At 59.7% G+C, this 19,083-nt stretch carries 20 protein-coding genes; 18 read left to right on the top strand and 2 right to left on the bottom strand.

Going from position 1 to position 19,083, the window contains the following annotated elements; genetic code table 11:
- The first annotated feature begins 8 nt into the window (after positions 1–8).
- The 17 genes from G5S37_RS28820 (at position 9) to G5S37_RS28740 (ending at position 15,411) form a co-directional block, all read left to right on the top strand.
- Positions 9–977 carry an HAD family hydrolase gene (locus G5S37_RS28820; protein ID WP_343229931.1) on the top strand — a complete coding sequence of 323 codons (969 nt, stop codon included), beginning with the start codon at positions 9–11 and terminating at the stop codon, positions 975–977.
- A 26-nt stretch (positions 978–1,003) separates the two neighbouring features.
- Positions 1,004–2,398: a hypothetical protein gene (locus G5S37_RS28815; RefSeq protein WP_165209362.1), complete on the top strand. Its 1,395-nt coding sequence runs from the start codon at positions 1,004–1,006 to the stop codon at positions 2,396–2,398.
- Positions 2,399–2,518: 120 nt separating this feature from the next.
- The gene (locus tag G5S37_RS28810; RefSeq protein ID WP_165209360.1) at positions 2,519–3,391 is read left to right on the top strand and encodes a neutral zinc metallopeptidase; all 873 of its coding nucleotides are present in this window, start codon (positions 2,519–2,521) and stop codon (positions 3,389–3,391) included.
- 54 nt (positions 3,392–3,445) lie between these two features.
- Positions 3,446–3,877, top strand: coding sequence for a hypothetical protein (locus G5S37_RS28805; protein WP_206026195.1), 432 nt, complete (start codon positions 3,446–3,448; stop codon positions 3,875–3,877).
- 48 nt (positions 3,878–3,925) lie between these two features.
- A complete protein-coding gene (locus G5S37_RS28800; protein ID WP_165209358.1) occupies positions 3,926–4,498 on the top strand; it encodes an HdeD family acid-resistance protein in 573 nt (190 codons plus the stop codon).
- A 44-nt stretch (positions 4,499–4,542) separates the two neighbouring features.
- Positions 4,543–6,126 (top strand): arylsulfatase, encoded by a 1,584-nt coding sequence (locus G5S37_RS28795; protein WP_165209356.1) that lies wholly within the window; start codon positions 4,543–4,545, stop codon positions 6,124–6,126.
- Between the two features lie 130 nt (positions 6,127–6,256).
- Entirely contained in the window at positions 6,257–6,694 is a 438-nt protein-coding gene (locus G5S37_RS28790; RefSeq protein ID WP_165209354.1) for a hypothetical protein, read from the top strand.
- Between the two features lie 95 nt (positions 6,695–6,789).
- Positions 6,790–8,352: an arylsulfatase gene (locus G5S37_RS28785; protein ID WP_165209352.1), complete on the top strand. Its 1,563-nt coding sequence runs from the start codon at positions 6,790–6,792 to the stop codon at positions 8,350–8,352.
- A 97-nt stretch (positions 8,353–8,449) separates the two neighbouring features.
- Positions 8,450–9,418, top strand: coding sequence for a MoxR family ATPase (locus G5S37_RS28780; protein WP_165209350.1), 969 nt, complete (start codon positions 8,450–8,452; stop codon positions 9,416–9,418).
- Entirely contained in the window at positions 9,415–10,350 is a 936-nt protein-coding gene (locus tag G5S37_RS28775; protein ID WP_165209348.1) for a DUF58 domain-containing protein, read from the top strand. Before G5S37_RS28780 ends, G5S37_RS28775 begins: the two co-directional genes overlap by 4 nt.
- 20 nt (positions 10,351–10,370) lie before the next feature.
- The gene (locus G5S37_RS28770; protein WP_165209345.1) at positions 10,371–10,889 is read left to right on the top strand and encodes a DUF4381 domain-containing protein; all 519 of its coding nucleotides are present in this window, start codon (positions 10,371–10,373) and stop codon (positions 10,887–10,889) included.
- Positions 10,886–11,947 (top strand): VWA domain-containing protein, encoded by a 1,062-nt coding sequence (locus tag G5S37_RS28765; protein WP_165209342.1) that lies wholly within the window; start codon positions 10,886–10,888, stop codon positions 11,945–11,947. Before G5S37_RS28770 ends, G5S37_RS28765 begins: the two co-directional genes overlap by 4 nt.
- Positions 11,944–12,873 (top strand): VWA domain-containing protein, encoded by a 930-nt coding sequence (locus G5S37_RS28760; protein ID WP_165209339.1) that lies wholly within the window; start codon positions 11,944–11,946, stop codon positions 12,871–12,873. Before G5S37_RS28765 ends, G5S37_RS28760 begins: the two co-directional genes overlap by 4 nt.
- Positions 12,874–12,886: 13 nt before the next feature.
- Complete coding sequence (locus G5S37_RS28755) at positions 12,887–13,579, top strand: tetratricopeptide repeat protein (protein WP_165209336.1); 693 nt, start codon at positions 12,887–12,889, stop codon at positions 13,577–13,579.
- Positions 13,576–14,646: a BatD family protein gene (locus G5S37_RS28750; RefSeq protein WP_165209333.1), complete on the top strand. Its 1,071-nt coding sequence runs from the start codon at positions 13,576–13,578 to the stop codon at positions 14,644–14,646. The genes G5S37_RS28755 and G5S37_RS28750 overlap by 4 nt, the downstream gene beginning before the upstream one ends.
- Complete coding sequence (locus tag G5S37_RS28745; protein ID WP_165209330.1) at positions 14,643–15,098, top strand: EF-hand domain-containing protein; 456 nt, start codon at positions 14,643–14,645, stop codon at positions 15,096–15,098. The genes G5S37_RS28750 and G5S37_RS28745 overlap by 4 nt, the downstream gene beginning before the upstream one ends.
- A 28-nt stretch (positions 15,099–15,126) precedes the next feature.
- Positions 15,127–15,411 (top strand): hypothetical protein, encoded by a 285-nt coding sequence (locus tag G5S37_RS28740; RefSeq protein WP_165209327.1) that lies wholly within the window; start codon positions 15,127–15,129, stop codon positions 15,409–15,411.
- A gap of 38 nt (positions 15,412–15,449) precedes the next feature.
- Here G5S37_RS28740 and G5S37_RS28735 read toward each other — a convergent pair whose 3' ends face one another.
- Complete coding sequence (locus G5S37_RS28735; protein ID WP_165209324.1) at positions 15,450–16,805, bottom strand: GDSL-type esterase/lipase family protein; 1,356 nt, start codon at positions 16,803–16,805, stop codon at positions 15,450–15,452.
- A gap of 18 nt (positions 16,806–16,823) precedes the next feature.
- Complete coding sequence (locus G5S37_RS28730) at positions 16,824–17,144, bottom strand: hypothetical protein (protein ID WP_165209321.1); 321 nt, start codon at positions 17,142–17,144, stop codon at positions 16,824–16,826.
- Between the two features lie 154 nt (positions 17,145–17,298).
- Here G5S37_RS28730 and G5S37_RS28725 point away from each other — a divergent pair, with 154 nt between their 5' ends.
- Complete coding sequence (locus G5S37_RS28725) at positions 17,299–19,083, top strand: DUF4261 domain-containing protein (protein ID WP_165209318.1); 1,785 nt, start codon at positions 17,299–17,301, stop codon at positions 19,081–19,083.

The raw sequence follows: 19,083 nt of genomic DNA, 5'->3' as shown, positions 1-19,083 counted from the left end.
ATGGAGGCATCTACGAGTATGCATCCCTTGGCGGGGGCACTGGTGGATCAGCTGCTGCGGACCCACTTCCCTCATGGAATGACACGGCGACGAAGAAAGCCATCATCGCCTTTGTTGAGAAGGTGACGAAAGAAGGCAGCGCCGACTTCGTGCCAGTACCGGAGCGCATCGCCACGTTCGACAATGACGGCACGCTCTGGACGGAACTGCCGATGTATTTCCAGGCCATCTACGCCTTTGACCGGATCAAAGCCATGGCACCGGAGCATCCCGAATGGAAAACGGAGGAACCTTTCGCCTCGATTCTCAGGGGCGATTTGAAGAAGGCGCTCGCGGGCGGTGAGAAAGCCGTGCTGGATCTGGTCATGGCCACTCATGCGGGAATGACCACGGATGAATTTGAGAAACAGGTCACCGATTGGCTGGCGACCGCAAAGCACCCCAAGACTGGAAAACCCTTCACCGAAATGGTCTTCCAGCCGATGCTGGAACTTCTCGACTATCTGCGTGCGAACGGCTTCAAGACCTTCATCGTGTCCGGTGGTGGCATTGAGTTCATGCGCCCCTGGACGGAGAAGGTGTATGGCATTCCGCCGGAGCAGGTGGTCGGCTCTTCCGGAGGTCTCAAGTACGAGCTACGTGACGGGAAACCAGTGATTGTGAAAACACCTTCGCTGGTGCTCAACGATGACAAGGAGGGAAAACCTGTCGGCATCCAGAGGCACATCGGCCGCCGCCCGATTTTCGCAGCTGGCAACTCCGATGGTGATTTCCAGATGCTGGAGTGGACCACCACAGGCACCGGCGCGCGCTTCGGCCTGATTGTCCACCATACGGACGGAGATCGCGAATACGCCTACGACCGCGAATCCCACTTTGGCAAGCTCGACAAGGGGCTCGACGAAGCGCCCAAGCGAGGCTGGACCCTGGTGAGCATGAAGGATGACTGGAAGGTCATCTACCCAACACAGAAGTAACTCGAACCCCAATCCCTTTTCTCACGATGAAACTGCACTGCCTTCTCGCCCCATGTCTCTCCGCGCTTGCCGCCTGGCACACTCCGGCTCTTCAGGCCCAGGGACCACTTCCGCCGCCCGTCAGCCCCACCTCGGCTCCGCCTGCAGTCCCTGGGGCACAGCCGACAGCTCCTGCTCCCATACCCGCACCCGGTACGGTGACTGGCCGCGCTGCCAGTGCGGCTGTTGGGGGTTATGAGAACACGGTCACGCTATCGGCCACCCAGTTGCTGCAGCCTGTCTTCATGGCTGGTCAGCTCTTCCGCGTGCGTGAGTTGGTGGGAAATGACTGGGGTATCTGCAACTACACCATCGATTCCCCGCTGTATGGCACCTTCCTGGCCCACGGGAATAACCAGCTCCTGGATCGCATCACGGAACTCAGCGCCCTGCAACGCATGGATGTCGTGACGAGGACGAAGGACTATGCCGATGCGGTGGAGGATGCCGCCGATGAGGAGGAGGACATTGCGGACGATGCGCCCGATCGCAATGTGGACTCCATCGAGGACGCTCCCAGTAGCGGCATTGGGAAATTTTTCCACCGCATTGGGAAGGACGTGAAGCAGGGCTTCAAGGAAGGGGAGGCCAACATCTACAGCAGCAAGACGCAGAAGACCGGCGCCCGGGTGGCGGCCGCCAAGCGGGATCTCTGTCGCAAGCTGGGACTCAATCCATACTCCTCCAATGTCATGCTCCAGGGGCGGCTTGATGGCATGAGCCGGGTGATGGGCCTTGCCAAAGTAAACTTCCAGTTGGGTGCGGAGTCCGCGGATCCGGTGGTGGCCGCCGTGAATGCCAATCGTGGGACCATTCCTCCTGCCATGGCGGACTTGGTCTACGGAAAAGGTCCGGCGGAGATTCGCGCGGCAAATCAGGCCATGCTGCAACAGCTGGGCGTGGGTCCGGTGGATGCAGCAGGCTTCTGCGCCTCGCCCGCCTTTTCACCCTGGCATCAAACGCAGTTTGTTGTCGCCCTCCGGGCTCTGATGGGAGTGTCGGGACTGGATGTTTTGGTGCGCGACGCGGCCACGGTATCGACCGTGGAGACGGATGCGATCTTTTACGCGGAGACGGCGCAACTGATGGCGCAACTGAAAGCCCAGCAGTGGCCGATTGCCCGCATCGACCTGCACAACAACCTGCCTTACTGCGTACTGCAGGACGGCTCGGTGCTGCTGGCACTACACTGGGACTACGCCAGCTGGACAGACATGTCTGACAAGGCCGCCCAGTGGCTTCAGTCACTGCAGGTGAATGGGAAGAAACCCACCACGATCACCATCGCCATCACCGGTGTGGCCTCTCCACGTCTCCGCCAGGAGATGGAGAAGCGCGGCTTCCGCCTGCTCGACCGCCAGAGCAAGGGCCCGATGAACTGAAGGCGAAATTGAAATCCAAGCCGCTGTCTCAGAAGCGCACCCACTTCAGATAACCCCCGACTCATTCCCCCCAAGTGAACTGATACCGACCGCCAACCCAAAGCGAAGGAGAACACAGCCATGGACTGGGAAAAAGGTGAACAAAGCTCGAATCTGGAAGATCGCCGCCGCATGAGACCCAAAGCTGCCGTGGGTGGAGGTCTTGGCCTGCTGGTCATCCTGGCAATCGGGTATTTCCTCGGAGTCGATCCCAAGCAGCTCAGCCAGCTCATGGAGGGCGTGCAGGTGGGTCAGGGCACGGGCACCACGGAGACGCAGGGTCCGCTCACGCCCGAGGAAGAGCGCAGCAAACGATTCGCCGCGACGATCCTTGGATTCACGGAAAAGGTGTGGGACCAGCAGTTCCGTGAAAATGGCCAGCAGTATCAGGCGCCACGCATGGTGCTCTTCACCGGCCGCGTGGAGACCCGTTGCGGTGTGGCTCCTGCTGCGGTGGGTCCCTTCTATTGTCCCGCGGATCAGACGGTCTATCTGGATCCCACGTTTTTCGATGAACTCCAGCAGAAGCTCGGAGGATCCGCGGCAGATTTCTCACAGGCCTATGTGATTGCTCACGAGGTGGGCCATCATGTGCAGAACCTCCTTGGGTACAGCGATCTCGTGGATCAGAAACGGCGCACCATGCCGGAAGATGAGTTCAACCGATGGTCCGTTCGCCTTGAGTTGCAGGCGGACTATCTGGCAGGCGTGTGGGCACACTACGGGCAGCAGCAGTTTAATTTTATTGAAGCAGGGGACGTGGAGTCAGCCATTCAATCCGCCAACGCTATCGGCGATGATCGACTGCAGCGCCGTGCGGGCGGGTTCACTTCTCCGGAGAAGTACACGCACGGCACCTCAGCCCGGCGTGCGAAGTGGTTTCTCCAGGGCTTCAAGACCGGGGACATGCGCATGCTCAAGCGGATGTTCGAAATGCCCTATGAGGACCTGTAGGTGCCGCCTCCAGCACGCACGAAGCCAAGCCAAAAAACAAATACATCGAATGCCATGAAAACAAAACGCATCGCATCAATCGTCGCATGTTTCATGCTAGGTATCTGCTGCCTGTCGGGTCTCACCGGCTGCGCCAGCGCGGATGCCGCCAGTCAAGTACAGCTGCTCACGGCAGCGGGCTTCCGCGCGAAGACGCCGCAGACGCCCAAGCAGCAGGAAGTATTCGCCGCGGCGCCTTCCTATAGAGTGCACCGAGCCACCGTGGATGGGAGAACCTTCTACGCATTCAAGGATGAGCGGAATGGCATCGCCTACGTAGGGGGCGAGGCTGAGTACCAGAGGTTCCAGCAGCTTGCTCTCCAGAAAAGGATTGCGCAGGACAACCTGATGGCGGCGCAGATGAATCGAACCATGGCCATGAACTGGTATGGCGCCTGGGGTTATGGCGGTTTCCGTGCCGGACGTCCCGGGGCCTTTTGGTGGTAAACAAGGGGCGCGTACAAAAAGCATCACAACATATCACATCACGATGTCATGAAAACGGCATTGCTTCATCAGCTCGCTCCGAGCTGGGGCTGGATCCTCTTCCGGGGGATCCTGGCCATCCTGTTTGGCCTCATGGCCTTTGGCTGGCCGCTCATCACGCTGAAGGTGCTGGTGCTTCTCTTCGGGGCGTACGCACTTGCAGATGGTGTCTCCGCCATCATCGCGGCTATCAGGGGAGGCACCTTGGTGCCCCGCTGGTGGCTGGTGGTGGAGGGGTTGCTTGGTATCGGTGCTGGGCTCGCGGTTCTCTTCTGGACCGGACTCACGGCGCTGGCCCTGCTCATCTTCATGGGTGTCACGGCCATCGTCCGCGGCATCTTTGAGATCGTGGGCGCCATCGTCCTGCGAAAGGAGATCGCCAACGAGTGGATGCTTGCGCTCAGCGGCCTGGCGTCCCTTGGCTTCGGCGTGATCATGGTCCTCCGCCCCGGCACTGGGGCCATCGCGATGATCTGGGTTATTGCCACCTATGCAATCGCCTTTGGCCTGCTGCTCGTGGGCTTCGCCTTCCGTCTGAAAAAGCATGCGCATGCGCACACCGGGCAACCACTGCCCGCGTGAACCTCATCAACATTTCCGTCAGGACATAGAAAAACATACAACCTATGAAACGACACCTTAAAAAACTGCCAGCCCTGTTGCTGGCCTTGGGACTGGCCGCGCCGGGGATTCTCTCTGCGCAGCCCAGTGGTGGAAAGAAGCCAAACATCCTGGTCATCTTCGGTGATGACATCGGCATCCCGCAAATCAGCGCTTACACACAGGGCCTGATGGGCTATAAGACGCCGAACATCGACCGTATTGCGAAGGAGGGCGCCCTCTTCACGGACTCATACGGGCAGCAGAGCTGCACGGCGGGACGAGCTTCCTTCATCTTGGGACAGGAACCATTCCGCACTGGGTTGCTGACCATCGGCATGCCGGGCGATCCGCACGGCATTCCTTCGTGGACACCCACCATCGCGGACTTGTTGAAAGAGCAAGGCTATGCGACTGGCCAGTACGGGAAGAATCATCTTGGAGACCGCGATGAGCACCTGCCCACGAAGCACGGCTTTGACGAGTTCTTCGGCAATCTCTACCACCTGAATGCCGAAGAGGAACCTGAAGGTTACTTCTATCCGAAGGATCCGGAGTTCAAAAAGAAGTTCGGCCCACGTGGTGTCATCAAGGTGGGTGCGGATGGCAAGCAGGAGGATACCGGTCCCTTGAACACCGCTCGTATGCCCACCGTGGATGAGGAGTTCCTGGCAGGCGCAAAGGATTTCATCCAGAGGCAGACCAAAGCAGAGAAGCCCTTCTTCTGCTGGTTCAACTCGACGCGCATGCATGTCTTCACCCACCTGAAGAAGGAGTCGCTTGGGAAGACAGGCAAAGGCATCCACGCGGATGGCATGGTGGAACACGACGGTATGGTGGGCGAACTGCTCAACCTCCTCGATGAGCTGAAGATCGCCGAAAATACGATCGTGGTTTACACCACCGACAACGGCGCGGAACTCGCGCTCTGGCCGGACGGCGCCATGACCATGTTCCACGGTGAGAAAGGCACCACCTGGGAGGGCGGCATGCGCATTCCCATGATGGTCCGCTGGCCGGGCGTGGTGAAGCCGGGCACGGTGTACAATGACATCATCACCCTCATGGACTGGGCGCCCACGCTGCTTGCCGCTGCTGGCGTACCGGATGTGAAGGAAAAGCTGGCCAAGGGCTACAAAGCCAATGGGAAGGACTTCAAGGTTCACCTCGATGGCTACAACTTCATGCCCTACTTCCAGGGCAAGGAGGAGAAGGGGCCGCGCGATTCCATGATGTACTTTGATCAGGGTGGCAATCTCAATGCGCTACGCTGGAACGACTGGAAGCTGAGCTTCGCGGTTGCCCACGGCAACATCGCCACCGGGGTGCGTGAGACCCCCGCATGGTCCCTCATCGCCAACCTGCGCATGGATCCCTATGAGCGAGGTCTGGAGGAAGGCGGGGGCGCGGTCGAATTCCTCGCGCGCAACATGTGGCTGATCGTGCCCGTGCAGGCGAAGATCAAAGAGTTCTTCTCGGACTTCGACCAGTTCCCATTCCAGGCAGGATCTTCCTTGAATGCCGGGGGCATCAACTACGGTCTGCTGAGGCAGCAGGACGCCATGAAGCGGCTGAAGGAGGTCGAGGGCATGGCCAGGCCCGCGAATTGAGAAGTGCGCTGTTGAATGAAACACACCGCCGATGTCCGAGACATCGGCGGTGTCGATAAGCAGAACTCGGTGAGAGGAGGGCACCGAGCCCATCCTCTCCCTACTCAAATGCAATTTATCCGCCACGCACATGTTCGCTGAGGAACTTGAGAAGCGCTTTCCGTACGCGCGGTACCACGCGGACCACCGCTTGGTGACGTGGTTTCCTGAGGGCGCGCTGACAGATGAGCGGGCGGACCAGATCGTGGATTTTCTTGAGATGGCTGAGCAGGTCGAGGGTCAATCGTTCGACCGTTATACGGACATGACGGGCCACACACGCATTCAGATAGGACTCGATCACGTGGTGCGCATCGCACGGCGACGGCTGCGCTACCCTGGCCCGCCGGTGAAGTCGGCGTTCTTCGCAACACGCACCATCAGCCTGAGCATCGCGCGCATGTATGCGGAATTGATGGAAGGCTCGCGCATCCAGGTGTGCACCTTTCGCGAACGTGCCGCGGCGGCAAACTGGCTCAGTGTTCCCGAAGCCATTCTGCAACCTCCATCCGATTCCAGCCCGCCATGAAACCTTAAGGTCACAACGGCGATGCTGGCCGAATACCTGCCGCCAACAAGCCCGGCTATCAATTTGTGAATCAAGAATTGAATCCAATATACGCTATGAAACGATACCTAAAACTAGTGCGAGCAATCCTGCTCTCTGCAGGGCTGCTAGTTCCCGGATTCTCGTTCGCCCAAACGGGCGGCAAGAAACCCAACATCCTCTTCATCATGGGGGATGACATCGGCTGGTTCAACCCGAGTTGTTACAACAGCGGGATGATGGGCTATGAGACGCCGAACATTGACCGCATTGCAAAGGAGGGCGCGCGTTTCACGGACTGGTATGGGCAACAGAGCTGCACCGCTGGTCGCGCTGCGTTCATCACCGGACAATCGCCGATTCGTACTGGGCTTACAAAAGTCGGCCTGCCGGGTTCGGACATCGGGCTCAACGCGAAAGATCCGAGCATCGCGGAGTTTCTCAAGCAGCTCGGTTATGCGACGGGACAATTCGGCAAGAACCATCTCGGCGACAAGGACGAGTTCCTGCCCACGGCGCACGGGTTTGATGAATTTTTCGGCAATCTCTACCATCTCAATGCGGAGGAGGAGCCGGAGAATCCAGACTACCCGAAGGATCCCGCATTCAAGAAGCGCTTTGGTCCACGAGGGGTGCTGAAGTGCACGGCGGATGGCAAAACCGAAGACACCGGGCCGCTGACGAAAAAGCGCATGGAGACGGTGGACGAGGAATTTCTCTCAGCAGCGCTGGACTTCATGGATCGGCAGCACAAGGCGGACAAGCCTTTCTTCTGCTACTTCAACAGCACGCGTATGCATATTTACACCCACCTGAAAAAAGAGAGTGAGGGCAAGACCGGATTCGGCCTCTATCCTGACGGCATGGTGGAGCACGACGGCATGGTGGGCCAACTCCTCAAGAAGCTCGATGATCTCGGCATCGCCGACAACACCATCGTCGTTTACACCACCGACAACGGCGCCGAGGTCTTTACGTGGCCGGATGGTGGCACCACCCCGTTCAAGGGTGAAAAAGCGACGAACTGGGAGGGTGGCTTCCGCGTGCCGTGCGTCATGCGGTGGCCCGGTGTCATAAAGGCCGGGCAGATCATCAACGATATTGGTGCGCACGAGGATTTCATTCCGACCTTTGCCGCAGCCGCGGGCGAATCTGACCTCGTGGCCAAAGTGAAGGCGGGCTACAGCGCGAACGGCAAGCAGTTCAAGGTGCACCTCGACGGATACAATCTCATGCCGTTTCTCAAGGGCGAGGTGAAGGAGTCGCCGCGCAAAGAGTTCCTCTACTGGTCCGACGACGGTGACCTCATGGCCATCCGTTATGAGCAGTGGAAAGCCGCATTCCTTGAGCAGCACTCGGAGGCGAACCCCAAGACACCGCTTGGCGTCTGGCAGGGCGAGTTTACCAAGCTGCGCGCCCCGAATCTCTACAATTTGCGCAGCGACCCGTTCGAGCGCGGTCCGACAAGCATCTACTACGGCGACTTCGCTGCCAAGCATGTCTTTATCCAGGTTCCGATGCAGGCTTTCGCAGCACAGTGGCTCAGCAGCTTCAAGGAATTCCCGCCGCGTCAAAAGCCCGCGAGCTTCAACCTCGACGAGGTGATGCGGAAGATGAGCGAGCAGGGTGGCAAGAACTAGCAGCGGGGTTTGCTGCATGTGGCTCGTCCCTGCCGGTCAAGAGCCGTCGAGGACGAGCACGAGGGACAACGAGGATATACAACCAGCAAAAAATGCCATGAGCACACGCGATCAAATTCTCGAACTCAAGAAGCGCATCGGCGCGTCAGTCATCGGCCAGGAGGAAGTGATCGACCAGTTGCTCATCGCATTGCTGGCCAATGGGCATCTCCTGATGGAGGGGCTGCCCGGGTTGGCGAAGACGCGCACCATCAAGACATTGGCGGCAAATCTGGAGAGTGAGTTCTCACGCATCCAGTTCACGCCAGACCTGCTGCCGAGTGACATCACCGGGACTGAGATCTACACCGGTGAAGCCGGGGGAGGGAAGTTCGTATTCCAGAATGGACCCATCTTCGGCAACCTGATTCTGGCGGATGAAATCAACCGTGCCCCTGCAAAGGCGCAGGCTGCCCTCCTGGAGGCGATGGAAGAGCGGCAGGTGACGGTGGCGGGCACGACGCACAAGCTGCCAGACCTCTTCCTGGTGCTCGCGACGCAGAATCCGATTGAGCAGGAAGGAACCTATCCACTGCCAGAAGCGCAGATGGACCGCTTTCTTCTGCATGTGTTCGTGGGTTATTCGAATGACGAGGACGAGCGGAAGATTCTGAGGCTCGTGCGCGGAGAAGATGCAGGTGCGAAGAATGGCGATTCCGCGAAGGTGCCGGCGCAGGGGGTGTTTGATGCGCGCAAGGAAGTGTTGGCCGTACAGGTGTCTGACACAGTGGAGAAGTACATGGTGGCCATCATCGCAGCCACGCGGAGGCCCGGTGATTTCAAGCAGTCGAAGCTCAGTGAATGGATCAAGATTGGCGCGAGTCCGCGAGGCACTCTGGCCTTGGATCGTGGTGCTCGTGCGCATGCGTGGCTGGAGGGGCGTGACTCCACCACGCCCGATGACGTGAAGGCCGTGGTGCATGGATGCTTGCGACATCGCATCATTCTTTCCTATGAGGCAGAGGCGGAGGGCATCACGAAGGATGCGGTGTTGGACGAGGTGATCAAGCAGGTGGCGGTGCCATGAGCGAGAAACCAGAAACGAAGCAACCGGGAGTCTATGCGGCTCTCGATGATCTTGTGCGCCTGCAGTTCCGTGCCCGCGGCTTCAGCTTTTTGCCAAGGCAACCCATACAATCGCTGCTTGCTGGCAGGCATGCGTCACGGCTGAGGGGGCGTGGCTTGAACTTTGAGGAGATTCGCCGCTACCAGATGGGAGATGATATCCGGCAGATCGATTGGAAGGTGACGGCTCGCACGCGAAAGACGCACAGCCGCGTGTACACGGAGGAACGTGAGCGAACTACTCTCCTCGTGGTGGACCAGCGGCTAACGATGTTCTTCGGCAGCGTAAAGAACATGAAGTCCGTCACGGCAGCAGAGGCTGCCGCGCTTGCCGCGTGGCGGGTAATTTCACAGAAGGATCGGGTGGGCGCGTTGGTCTTCAACGATACCCATATCGAGGAGGTCCGACCACAGCGCAGCCGCGCGACGGTGATGCGTATTCTCAATGCGGTGCTGGAACAGAATCATGCGCTCTCCATCACTGGTGAGCAGCGGCCGAACGGCGGCATGTTCAACGAAGCTCTGCGACGTTGCGAGCGTCTGGCGAAGCATGACGCGCTCGTCTGTATCATCAGCGATGCGGCAGGGAGTGATGAGGAGACGCAACGCATCCTCACCCGCATTGCGCAGCACAATGACGTGCTCTTTGCCTTTGTGCATGATCCCCTTGAGGTGGACTTGCCGGATGCGGGTGCCCTCATCTTCGGGGATAGCTCTGGACAAATCGAAGTCAACACCAGCAGCCGTGTGCTGCGTGACCGCTACCGCAAGGCCTTTGCGGAACACCGCGCGCAAGGGCGCAAGTTCCTGCTGAACCGTGAGACGCCTGTCATTCCGCTGAGTACGACGGAGGGCGTGGCGGAGCAGCTCCGCCACCAGCTAGGCAGCAGGTGATGGAATGAAGTTCTGAAACCATGCAACAAGACCCCACCAGCCTGGATCGCCTGCACGACATCGTGCCGCCGCCGGCTGTCCCGTGGTGGCCGCCTGCTCCGGCGTGGTACTGGGTGCTCGGCTTACTGTGCGTGGCTATCGTGATCTGGCTGCTTCGTGCTTTCATGCACTGGCAGCGAAATCGTTATCGGCGCGAGGCTTTGGCAGAGTGTGCGAAACACCAAGCCGCTTTGCACGATGCCTCTCAGCGTGGGAATGCGCTCGTGGGTCTTGCAGCATTGCTGAAGCGCACGGCCATCACTGCGTTCCCGAGGAAGGACGTGGCTTCGCTTACGGGCACAGCGTGGGATGGGTTTCTGGATCACACCGTGCGAGAGAAGGTATTCTCGCAAGGCGGCGGCTCCCTGTTGGAAGCTGCGGCCTATGATCCGCGCAGTGCCTCCAGTGTGGATGAGAATAAGGCACGCGAACTCGCCCGTCAGGTGCATGCCTGGATCACGCATCATCGTGTGGACGTCAGCGAAGGAGGCGCGTCATGACATTCGGACTCGCCTACCCATGGATGCTCCTGTTGCTGGCTCTGCCGCTGCTGGTGGCGTGGTTCGTGCCACCGCATCGAGAGGAGCGTCAGGGCCTCGTGGTGCCATTTCTCGGGCGGCTGTCCGAACACACCGGGCAGCAGCCCAGCAGGGGAGCGCTGGTATTGCGGGGAGGGTGGATCCGGAAGTTTTCACTGGTGGTTGTGTGGGCTTGCGTGGTGCTGGCGTTGGCGCGTCCGCAGATTACGGAACCACCCATCACCAAAGATGTGCCGGTGCGCGACATGCTTCTTGCGGTGGACCTCTCCGGCTCGATGGAGACGAAGGACTTCAAGAACGCGAAAGGACAGACCGTGGACCGCTTGTCCGCCGTGAAGGAGGTGCTGGATGATTTCCTCTCCCGCCGCAAAGGTGATCGCGTCGGGCTCATCTTTTTTGGCAACGCGCCGTTTGTGCAGGCGCCTTTCACGGAGGATCTCAAGGTGTGTCGTCAGCTCCTCGATGAAGCGCAGACGAAGATGGCGGGACCGCAGACAGCGTTTGGCGACGCACTCGGTCTGGCCATCAATGTCTTCGATCGTAGCACGGTGAAAGAGCGCGTGCTCATCGCACTCACGGATGGCAATGACACCGCGAGCCAGGTGCCACCAGCGAAGGCCGCGAGCATTGCAAAGGACAAGGGCATCGTCATCCATACCGTAGCGGTGGGCGATCCGCGTGCAGCCGGTGAAGACGCGCTGGATGTAGATACACTCAAGAACGTGGCGAGCACCACTGGAGGTATCTTCTCACACGCGACGGACCGGAAGCAGTTGGACGAGATCTATCGAAAACTGGATGAACTGGAAACGCGCAAGGCGCAGACGATCAGTCATCGACCAAGGCGGGATGTGTACTGGTGGCCCCTCGCCGTGGCGCTTGTGGCATCCCTGATGCAGCAGATTTTGCAACTGGTGGTGCATCAAACGAGGGCCAGAGCACGTGCTCGCAGAGAGGCAGAGCTGATGGGTGACATCACGATGAAGCCCGGAACTCAACCCAAGGAGGTGGCAGCATGATGGACGAGTTTCATTTCATCCGGCCGTGGTGGCTGCTTGCGTTGGTGCTGGCTTTGATCGTCTGGTGGCTGCTGCGTCGTCATACCGATGCCGCGCAGTCCTGGCGTGGTATTGTGGCGCCGCACCTGCTGCCGCATCTCTTGAGTGGGAACGAGCATCGGGCGAAGTTCCGTCCGCTGGACCTCATTGCGATCGGCTGGTTGGTGAGTACGCTCGCTGTTGCCGGCCCCACGTGGAGGCGTGAGCCCACTCCCTTCGCGGAAGACACGGCCGCATTGGCGATTGTGATCAAAGTCTCGCCCTCCATGATGACGGAGGATGTGCAGCCCAGCCGGCTCGCACGAGCTACCGAGAAGGTGCATGACCTGCTCAAGGATCGCGCTGGCGCCAAGACCAGCCTCATAGCCTATGCCGGCACGGCGCATGTGGTCATGCCGCTGACGTCGGATGGTGGCATCATCGATACTTTTGCGCAGTCATTGGATCCGAAGATCATGCCGGAGGATGGTGATGTCGCAGCAGAGGCGATGAAGCTTGCTGAGCAATCGCTGAAGGATGCAGGCTCGGGTTCCATCCTCTGGATCACGGACAGCATCGCTCCCGAGCAGGCAACACCGCTCGCCACCTGGCACAAATCCTCGCCTCTGCCCGTACGTCTGCTTCCTGCACTTTATCCTGGCGCTGAGCTGGATGCCGTACGCAATGCGTCAGGCGCTGCAGGAGCCAGTGTGGTGCTCCTTTCTCCGGGCGATGCGGACGTGCACACGCTGGCGCGGTCCGCCAAGTTTGCCGCAGCCCTTTCCGGAGGTGATCCCAGCAGCCGCTGGCAGGAGGCGGGCTACTGGCTTACGCCGTTGCTCGCCCTTCTTTTCCTGCCCTTCTTCCGCCGTGGATGGATGGTGCCCACGGCTTCCGCATCGCGATGACTTGAAGACGATCATGCCTGCAATTCCCGTCCACTTTCGAAAGCAATATCTATGGGTCCGCTGGTCCCTCCTGAGTGGGCTTGCGGTGTTCGTGGGCATCCTGGCGTTCGGCACGGTGCGTGACCCGCACTACTGGATGAAAGCCGATCGCCGTGGTGAGATGCTGATGCACGAGAAGAAATTCAGCGAGGCTGCGAAGGCTTATGAAGACCCGTGGCACACGGCCACAGCGCAGTATCGCAATGGTGACTTCGAAGCTGCGGCGAAGACCTTCGCGCGTGTGCCGGGTGCACCGGGCGCCTTCAACCAGGGCAATGCCTGGCTCATGCATGGAAACTACGATGCCGCCATCGCCAGCTATGATCGTGCGCTGGGATTCAAACCAAAATGGAAGGACGCGGAGGAGAACAAGGCCCTGGCCATTGCACGCAAGAAGAAGATGGAAGACTCCGGCAAGGATCGTGACAAGGAGGCGACCGAAGCGTACAAGCCTGACAAGATCGTTTTTGATCAAAAGGGCGAAAACAAGCCGCCCGAAAAGCCCAATGAGTTGAATGGGGAAAAGATGTCCGATGAAGAACTGCGCGCTTCGTGGCTGCGCCGCGTGCAGACCACACCGGGAGACTTCCTGAAGGCGAAGTTCGCCTATCAAGCCTCGCAACAACAGGCAGGGGCAAGCACACCACCGAAGGAGGGTGCAAAATGATGACGCAATATCCAGCGCGTGTGATCTGCTTCGCACTGGCGATGATGCTGGTGTTTGCGCCAAGCCAGGGCATTCGTGCTCAAGAAGCGAAAGTCCGTGCCAGGATGGACTCGCAAGATGCCGCTTATGTGGGGCAGAAGTTGACGCTGGTGGTGGATTTGATGGCACCCGGCTTCTTTGCCAGTGCGGCATCGTTCGACCTGCCAGATCCACAGGGACTGATCCTCATGCCTCCCGTGGGCAGCCCTGTGGTCAGCAGCGAGGAGGTGGATGGTGTGAGCTACACAGTGCAGCGGCATGAAGTGTCCGTGCTTGCGCAACGCCCTGGTGAGAGCGTCATCCCGTCGTTCACCGTGCGTTTCCAGTACAAGCACGCACCGCTGGACAAGGATGCTGTGCCCGCGGAGGTGAAGACGCCGGAGGTGAAGTTCACCGCCACCCAGCCGCCGGGCACGGAGAAGCTCGGCATGGTGATCACCGCGAGGAATCTGGAGGTGAAGGAAACTTGGAATCCCGACCCCGGCAAGGCCAAGTCGAAAGCCGGAGACGCCTTCACGCGCACCATCACCTTCACCGCGCCGGACGTGCCGGGCATGATGTTCCCGCCATTTCATGCCGCACCCATTGATGGCATCGGCATTTATCCCAAGGAACCCGAGGTGCAGGATCACTCCGAACGCGGGAGTCTGACCGGTGAGCGAAAGGATGTGGTCACGTATGCACTGCAGCGCGCGGGCACCTTCACGATTCCTGCAGTACGCTTCACCTGGTGGGATCTCGATTCCAAGTCCGCGCGCACGGTGGATCTACCAGCACGCACGTTGACGGTGGCTCCGAATCCCGCGATGCCTGCGTTGCAACCAAGTACAGCGACCGCGCCGCAGGCAAAGTCCATCAGTCGAAAAGCAGAGCTTGTCATTGCATCGCTGTTCGCGGCCCTCGTGGTATTCAGCATTCCCAGAGTCCGGAGAGCCGTGGGGCAGTTCGTGGCCCTCTTCCGACCTGTCCATTTGCAGCCGCTGAATCCACGACCTTCGACAAAATATTCCGGAGAAGACGCCCTATGAAACTGCACCTGAAATTGCCGGCATTGTTGCTGGCGACCATGACCCTGCTGCCTGCGTGCAGCACCACGAGTACCTCGACCGCGAGTGACAGGGATCTGTTCCTCGAGGCCGATAAGAACAAGGACGGCCAGCTCACCCTGGCGGAGGTGAACGCCATGGGATTGCCGCGGGTCTTCGACCATTTTGACAAGAACCGTGATGGCGTGGTGACCATGGAGGAGGCGCGCGCTGCAGATCCTGATTTCGAGGCGAAGCACTTCGCGGAGCGCGATCTCAATCATGACGGCAAGGTCTCGTTCGACGAGTATATCGAGGTCGCGAAAAAGCGCGGAGGATTGAAGAAGCACTTCGCTGTCGTGGATGCAAACGGCGATGGCGCCATCAACCAGGCGGAAGCGAATGCGTACACCGAGAAGCTGGAGGCCGAGACCACGGCCAATGTCACCGAGTGATCCCAGCAACCTTCACTTCTTTAGAACCATGAAAACGAGTTCGTTGATCCGGCTCATAGGAGCCTTGTTGATTCTGTTGGAATGTGTGAGCTGCGTGGCACCGCATCCCAGTCCCGTGGTGCGTGGTCGCAGGCGTGGCGGTGTCGCGGGAGCGGCCGTTGGTGGTGCAGTGAATGGATGGGAAGGTGCAGCCGCAGGAGCACTCATCGGCGGTACGGTGGGCGGCATGAGTGGCAGGGCGCGGAGATCGTACTACACCGGCACACCGTATTGGGCACCAGCGCGGAGTCCGCGTGGGATGGGATGGTATTGAGTGACTGGCTCGTCTGAGCGTCGGCACTCTGTTCCCATTCACTTCATCATCTGCTCCACCCAGGGCCGCAATTCTTCCGCGAGGATGGCGTAACCTTGGGCGGTGAGGTGCACGTTGTCTGAAGCGTAGGCTCCCGGCACCAGTGTGCCGCTGCGTGTCAGGAATCGCGGGAAGAGATCGAGGAAGCGCACCTCTGCATTGTTTCCAATCGCGACCGCCTCGGTATTCACCTGCGCGGCGCGCACGCGTTCAGGTCCCATGGGATCTGCGCCCATGGGCAGGATGCCGAGCACCAGCACCTTCGACTGAGGAAGCTTGGCACGAAGCTTTTCAACTATCGCGCGAATGCCAGCAGTGATGTCCGGGGTGGTATTTTGTTGGTTGCCAAGGTTGTTCATGCCAACCATGAGCACCACCACCTTGGGTGAAATGCCTTCGAGCTCACCGTTCTCGATGCGCCACAGCACATTGCTTGTCTTGTCTCCACTGAGACCAAAGTTCGACGCCTTGAAGGGGGCGAAGTGTTTCTCCCACGAATCATCGCCAGTGGTGGTCCAGCTTTGAGTGATCGCATCGCCGAGGAAAAGAACATCCATGCCACCCTGCTTTGCGCGGCTCACGAAGGATTCGTGAAATGCCTGCCACACGCGTGGCTGGTCTGCATAGTAGCCAGGTACTGCAGTTGCAGGCGCCTTGCTCACGTCGGTAGGTTCCTTGGGCGCCTCGGGCTCGGGCGTTGCCTGGTTGCGCGCGACGATCTCCTTCACCGCGCTTTCCGGTGTGATGGTGAAGGTCACATCATCCAGCCACGCGCGGCTGCGGCCTTCCAGATACAAGGCGATAGCCACGCGCGTTGCTTGCGGAGGCACGTCGATCTCGGCTTGTGCCTGCTGCCATTCCTGAAACTTCTCCACGTGTGCGATGGGCACGAGGTCGTTGAACCCATACTTGTCATCGAAGAAGTGTGCCGCGAAGGTCGCCTTCGCACCGGGGTCTGTCTTCAGCCAGCCGCTGACTTGGATCTTCAGCGGTTCAGGCGCCGTGATGGGAGTCTTCGCCTCAGAGGGCGTCGCGGGTGAAATGATGGCCGGGTTGGCCTCCTTCGGCGGGTCACGCAGTACGATCATCTGGTGCACACAGCCGCGCCCGTTGTCGGACATCGCACTGCGATCCACCAGCATGCTGGCCTTCCCGCCGTGGTACCAGAGAGTGTCCGTCCTCACTTCACAGGGGCCGAACTTTCCAATCCAACCTGCGGGCGCAGGGCCACCGGCCTCCATGTCGCCATTGCGCAGGAGAGGCACCGCCTCAGGTTCGGTGTCCTTCGCCAGGCACGAAGCTGCGGTGAGCAGGCTCGCCACTAGGGTCGTGCTGAGTGGGAGCAGGACCTTCATAGAGGAAACAAAAAGAAATCAGTTGGCCGGGGCTGGCGCATCCGTGGCGGACGTGCCGGTCTTGGCGGAGCGGTCAGGCAGCACCAGCAGGATGGCCAGGCCGATGACACTCAGGAAGCCCAGCAGGGATGTCCATTTGGGAAGTCGTTTCGCAGCGACGAGATGCGTGCATCCCCAGGCGAAGATTACATATCCCATGATCTCCGCAATCTGCCCGCCGTAGTACGGCAACTCAGGCTTGCGGGCCACGTCCTTCATAAAGTCCCCGAGCACCTGAAAGAACAGCCCAAAGGCCAGGCCTTGGGCAAATCCAGTCTTCTGCTCGGGGGTCATCTTCATGCTGCGTCCACCGTGCCCACGACCGGCATGAGTGCAAGGGGGAAACGGCGCAGGGCGAGGATGAATTTTTGAGCAGAACTCCGTATTCGCCTTGCCAGTTGGAGGACGGTCGGAGTGAAATGCACCCCTGATGAAGGGTTTTTATACACAAGGCATGGTGGTACTGTTCGAGGATGCGCCTTCGCTGGCGTCTCTGCGATGGAGGCTGGAGTCCAAGGGGTATGTGGTGGCGGGCATGGAGGATGAGAACGAGTGGCCGGAAATGAGTGGCCCCGCAATTCTCCTGAACTGGCGCCCTGAGGTGAACGGCATATGCATCGTGGACATCACGGACAAGCCGTGGCCAGACGGGATGGGCGACCCCAAGGAGGAGCCGAAGATCTTTGGCGCGTGGGCCATGGGCGCCTACGGTCCCTGCACTTATCCGGGAGGACTGCAGCGCGCCGTGCAGTATGCGGTGTATCCAGAAGCGCAACAACATGCGCAGGCCCATCAGGCTTTTGTTCGTGTGCGCATCACGTATGTGAAAGGGGCGGGTAAAGATTCCAAGGTGATGCCACCGGACTACGATGCGCAGCCCGAAGTGCTGTGGCTAGCGGAGGTGACCGCTGCACTGCTGGAGGTGGAGGGAGCGCTCGCGTACTTCAATCCCGGTGGTGAGCGTCTTCTTCCAAAAGGACTCCTTGAGGAAACGCTGGATGGCAGCCGGGCGCAGAACATCCCGCCCATTCAGGCGCTCGTCACGGTACGCAACATCCATGTGGATGATACGTGGACGCTGACAGACACGGTGGGCATGGCGCAGCTCGATCTACAGGACATCGAAATGGCATCTTCCAGCGCGGATACAGATCTGGAGGAGATGCGCATCTTTCCCATGAACATGGGCATCTACCTGCTGAAGTCCGGTGCGGTCATGGACACCGGCCACACCACGGAGGGACCCAGTGGCAAGATATGGCGTGCTCAGGCGCGGGAAGAGTCATGCTATGCGCCGCCGCGTCCGGTGCTGCACTGGCGTGAGGATGATGCGCCACCTGCCCCTGAAGTGCTGAACAAACCTGTGCGGGAGGCGGACGGACGTGGCCGTGCTGGAGACCGCGATGTCGCTGCTCTCGCTGCCACCAGCGGTGCGATACGTTCTTCATCCGAAATCCCAGATGAAGAAGAGGTGATGAGGGAGGCTCTGCAAGAAGCGCTGGCAGAGCTGGAGAAGTCCGTGAAGGAATGGATGGGCAAAAAGGACCTCATCAAGGAGCGTGCGATTGAGTGGCTGCGAACAGATGCGTTTGAGAAGTATTATGACGACGCACACGTACCACGCTGGCTCTTCTGCATCATCGCGATCATCAAGCCCCATCTCATCAAGGAACTCTACTCTCATGCGAAACGGAACATCTTCCACTCCAGGAAGGTGAAGCAGACTTGCCTGGATCTCGCGACCAGGGGCGAGGTGTGGTTCGTGTCCTCGGTCATTGCCAACTCACAACTACGCAGGACCCCTGACCAGTACCTGCCCGCCCTCGTGTTGGGAGCGGAATCACAAACCACCCAGGACTTCATGCTCGCTCATATCGTGGCAGAGATGATGGCCGATATCTATATGGGAGGCGGCGGAGAGGGCGAACATCCCAAGTTGGCCGAACTGATGTCCACTGATGAATACCATGCCTGGAGAAGGCGCGAGGTGCCGGCAGAAGAGACGAATGGTGTCAGATGCTTTGCCATGGACATCATGCTGCGTGGCGACTGCATGCCGCCACCGGACACCGGCTTCATTCCCGTGCTGGTCATGCCAGGGAAAGGACCAGTGGTGCAGATTCCGTGGCATGTGGTCCAAGGAGCGCCACCTCCCATGCCGAAGGCACCGCATCAGCCATCTCCACCGCCGATGCCACCTACGGGTGGCCAGGGACCGCCGCCTTTGCGTCCGCGTTAG

This window comes from Roseimicrobium sp. ORNL1, assembly GCF_011044495.1.
Taxonomy (GTDB): domain Bacteria; phylum Verrucomicrobiota; class Verrucomicrobiia; order Verrucomicrobiales; family Verrucomicrobiaceae; genus Roseimicrobium.
Note: the sequence above shows the minus strand (reverse complement) of the source record. Positions and strands in the feature narration are given on the sequence as shown.

Coding starts and splice junctions, on each gene's coding strand:
- G5S37_RS28730 (WP_165209321.1), bottom strand. CDS start 17,144: ATGAAGATGACCCCCGAGCAGAAGACTGGATTTGCCCAAGGCCTGGCC.
- G5S37_RS28760 (WP_165209339.1), top strand. CDS start 11,944: ATGATGGACGAGTTTCATTTCATCCGGCCGTGGTGGCTGCTTGCGTTG.
- G5S37_RS28815 (WP_165209362.1), top strand. CDS start 1,004: ATGAAACTGCACTGCCTTCTCGCCCCATGTCTCTCCGCGCTTGCCGCC.
- G5S37_RS28745 (WP_165209330.1), top strand. CDS start 14,643: ATGAAACTGCACCTGAAATTGCCGGCATTGTTGCTGGCGACCATGACC.
- G5S37_RS28800 (WP_165209358.1), top strand. CDS start 3,926: ATGAAAACGGCATTGCTTCATCAGCTCGCTCCGAGCTGGGGCTGGATC.
- G5S37_RS28750 (WP_165209333.1), top strand. CDS start 13,576: ATGATGACGCAATATCCAGCGCGTGTGATCTGCTTCGCACTGGCGATG.
- G5S37_RS28810 (WP_165209360.1), top strand. CDS start 2,519: ATGGACTGGGAAAAAGGTGAACAAAGCTCGAATCTGGAAGATCGCCGC.
- G5S37_RS28740 (WP_165209327.1), top strand. CDS start 15,127: ATGAAAACGAGTTCGTTGATCCGGCTCATAGGAGCCTTGTTGATTCTG.
- G5S37_RS28805 (WP_206026195.1), top strand. CDS start 3,446: ATGAAAACAAAACGCATCGCATCAATCGTCGCATGTTTCATGCTAGGT.
- G5S37_RS28790 (WP_165209354.1), top strand. CDS start 6,257: ATGTTCGCTGAGGAACTTGAGAAGCGCTTTCCGTACGCGCGGTACCAC.
- G5S37_RS28780 (WP_165209350.1), top strand. CDS start 8,450: ATGAGCACACGCGATCAAATTCTCGAACTCAAGAAGCGCATCGGCGCG.
- G5S37_RS28735 (WP_165209324.1), bottom strand. CDS start 16,805: ATGAAGGTCCTGCTCCCACTCAGCACGACCCTAGTGGCGAGCCTGCTC.
- G5S37_RS28775 (WP_165209348.1), top strand. CDS start 9,415: ATGAGCGAGAAACCAGAAACGAAGCAACCGGGAGTCTATGCGGCTCTC.
- G5S37_RS28785 (WP_165209352.1), top strand. CDS start 6,790: ATGAAACGATACCTAAAACTAGTGCGAGCAATCCTGCTCTCTGCAGGG.
- G5S37_RS28770 (WP_165209345.1), top strand. CDS start 10,371: ATGCAACAAGACCCCACCAGCCTGGATCGCCTGCACGACATCGTGCCG.
- G5S37_RS28725 (WP_165209318.1), top strand. CDS start 17,299: ATGGTGGTACTGTTCGAGGATGCGCCTTCGCTGGCGTCTCTGCGATGG.
- G5S37_RS28795 (WP_165209356.1), top strand. CDS start 4,543: ATGAAACGACACCTTAAAAAACTGCCAGCCCTGTTGCTGGCCTTGGGA.
- G5S37_RS28755 (WP_165209336.1), top strand. CDS start 12,887: ATGCCTGCAATTCCCGTCCACTTTCGAAAGCAATATCTATGGGTCCGC.
- G5S37_RS28765 (WP_165209342.1), top strand. CDS start 10,886: ATGACATTCGGACTCGCCTACCCATGGATGCTCCTGTTGCTGGCTCTG.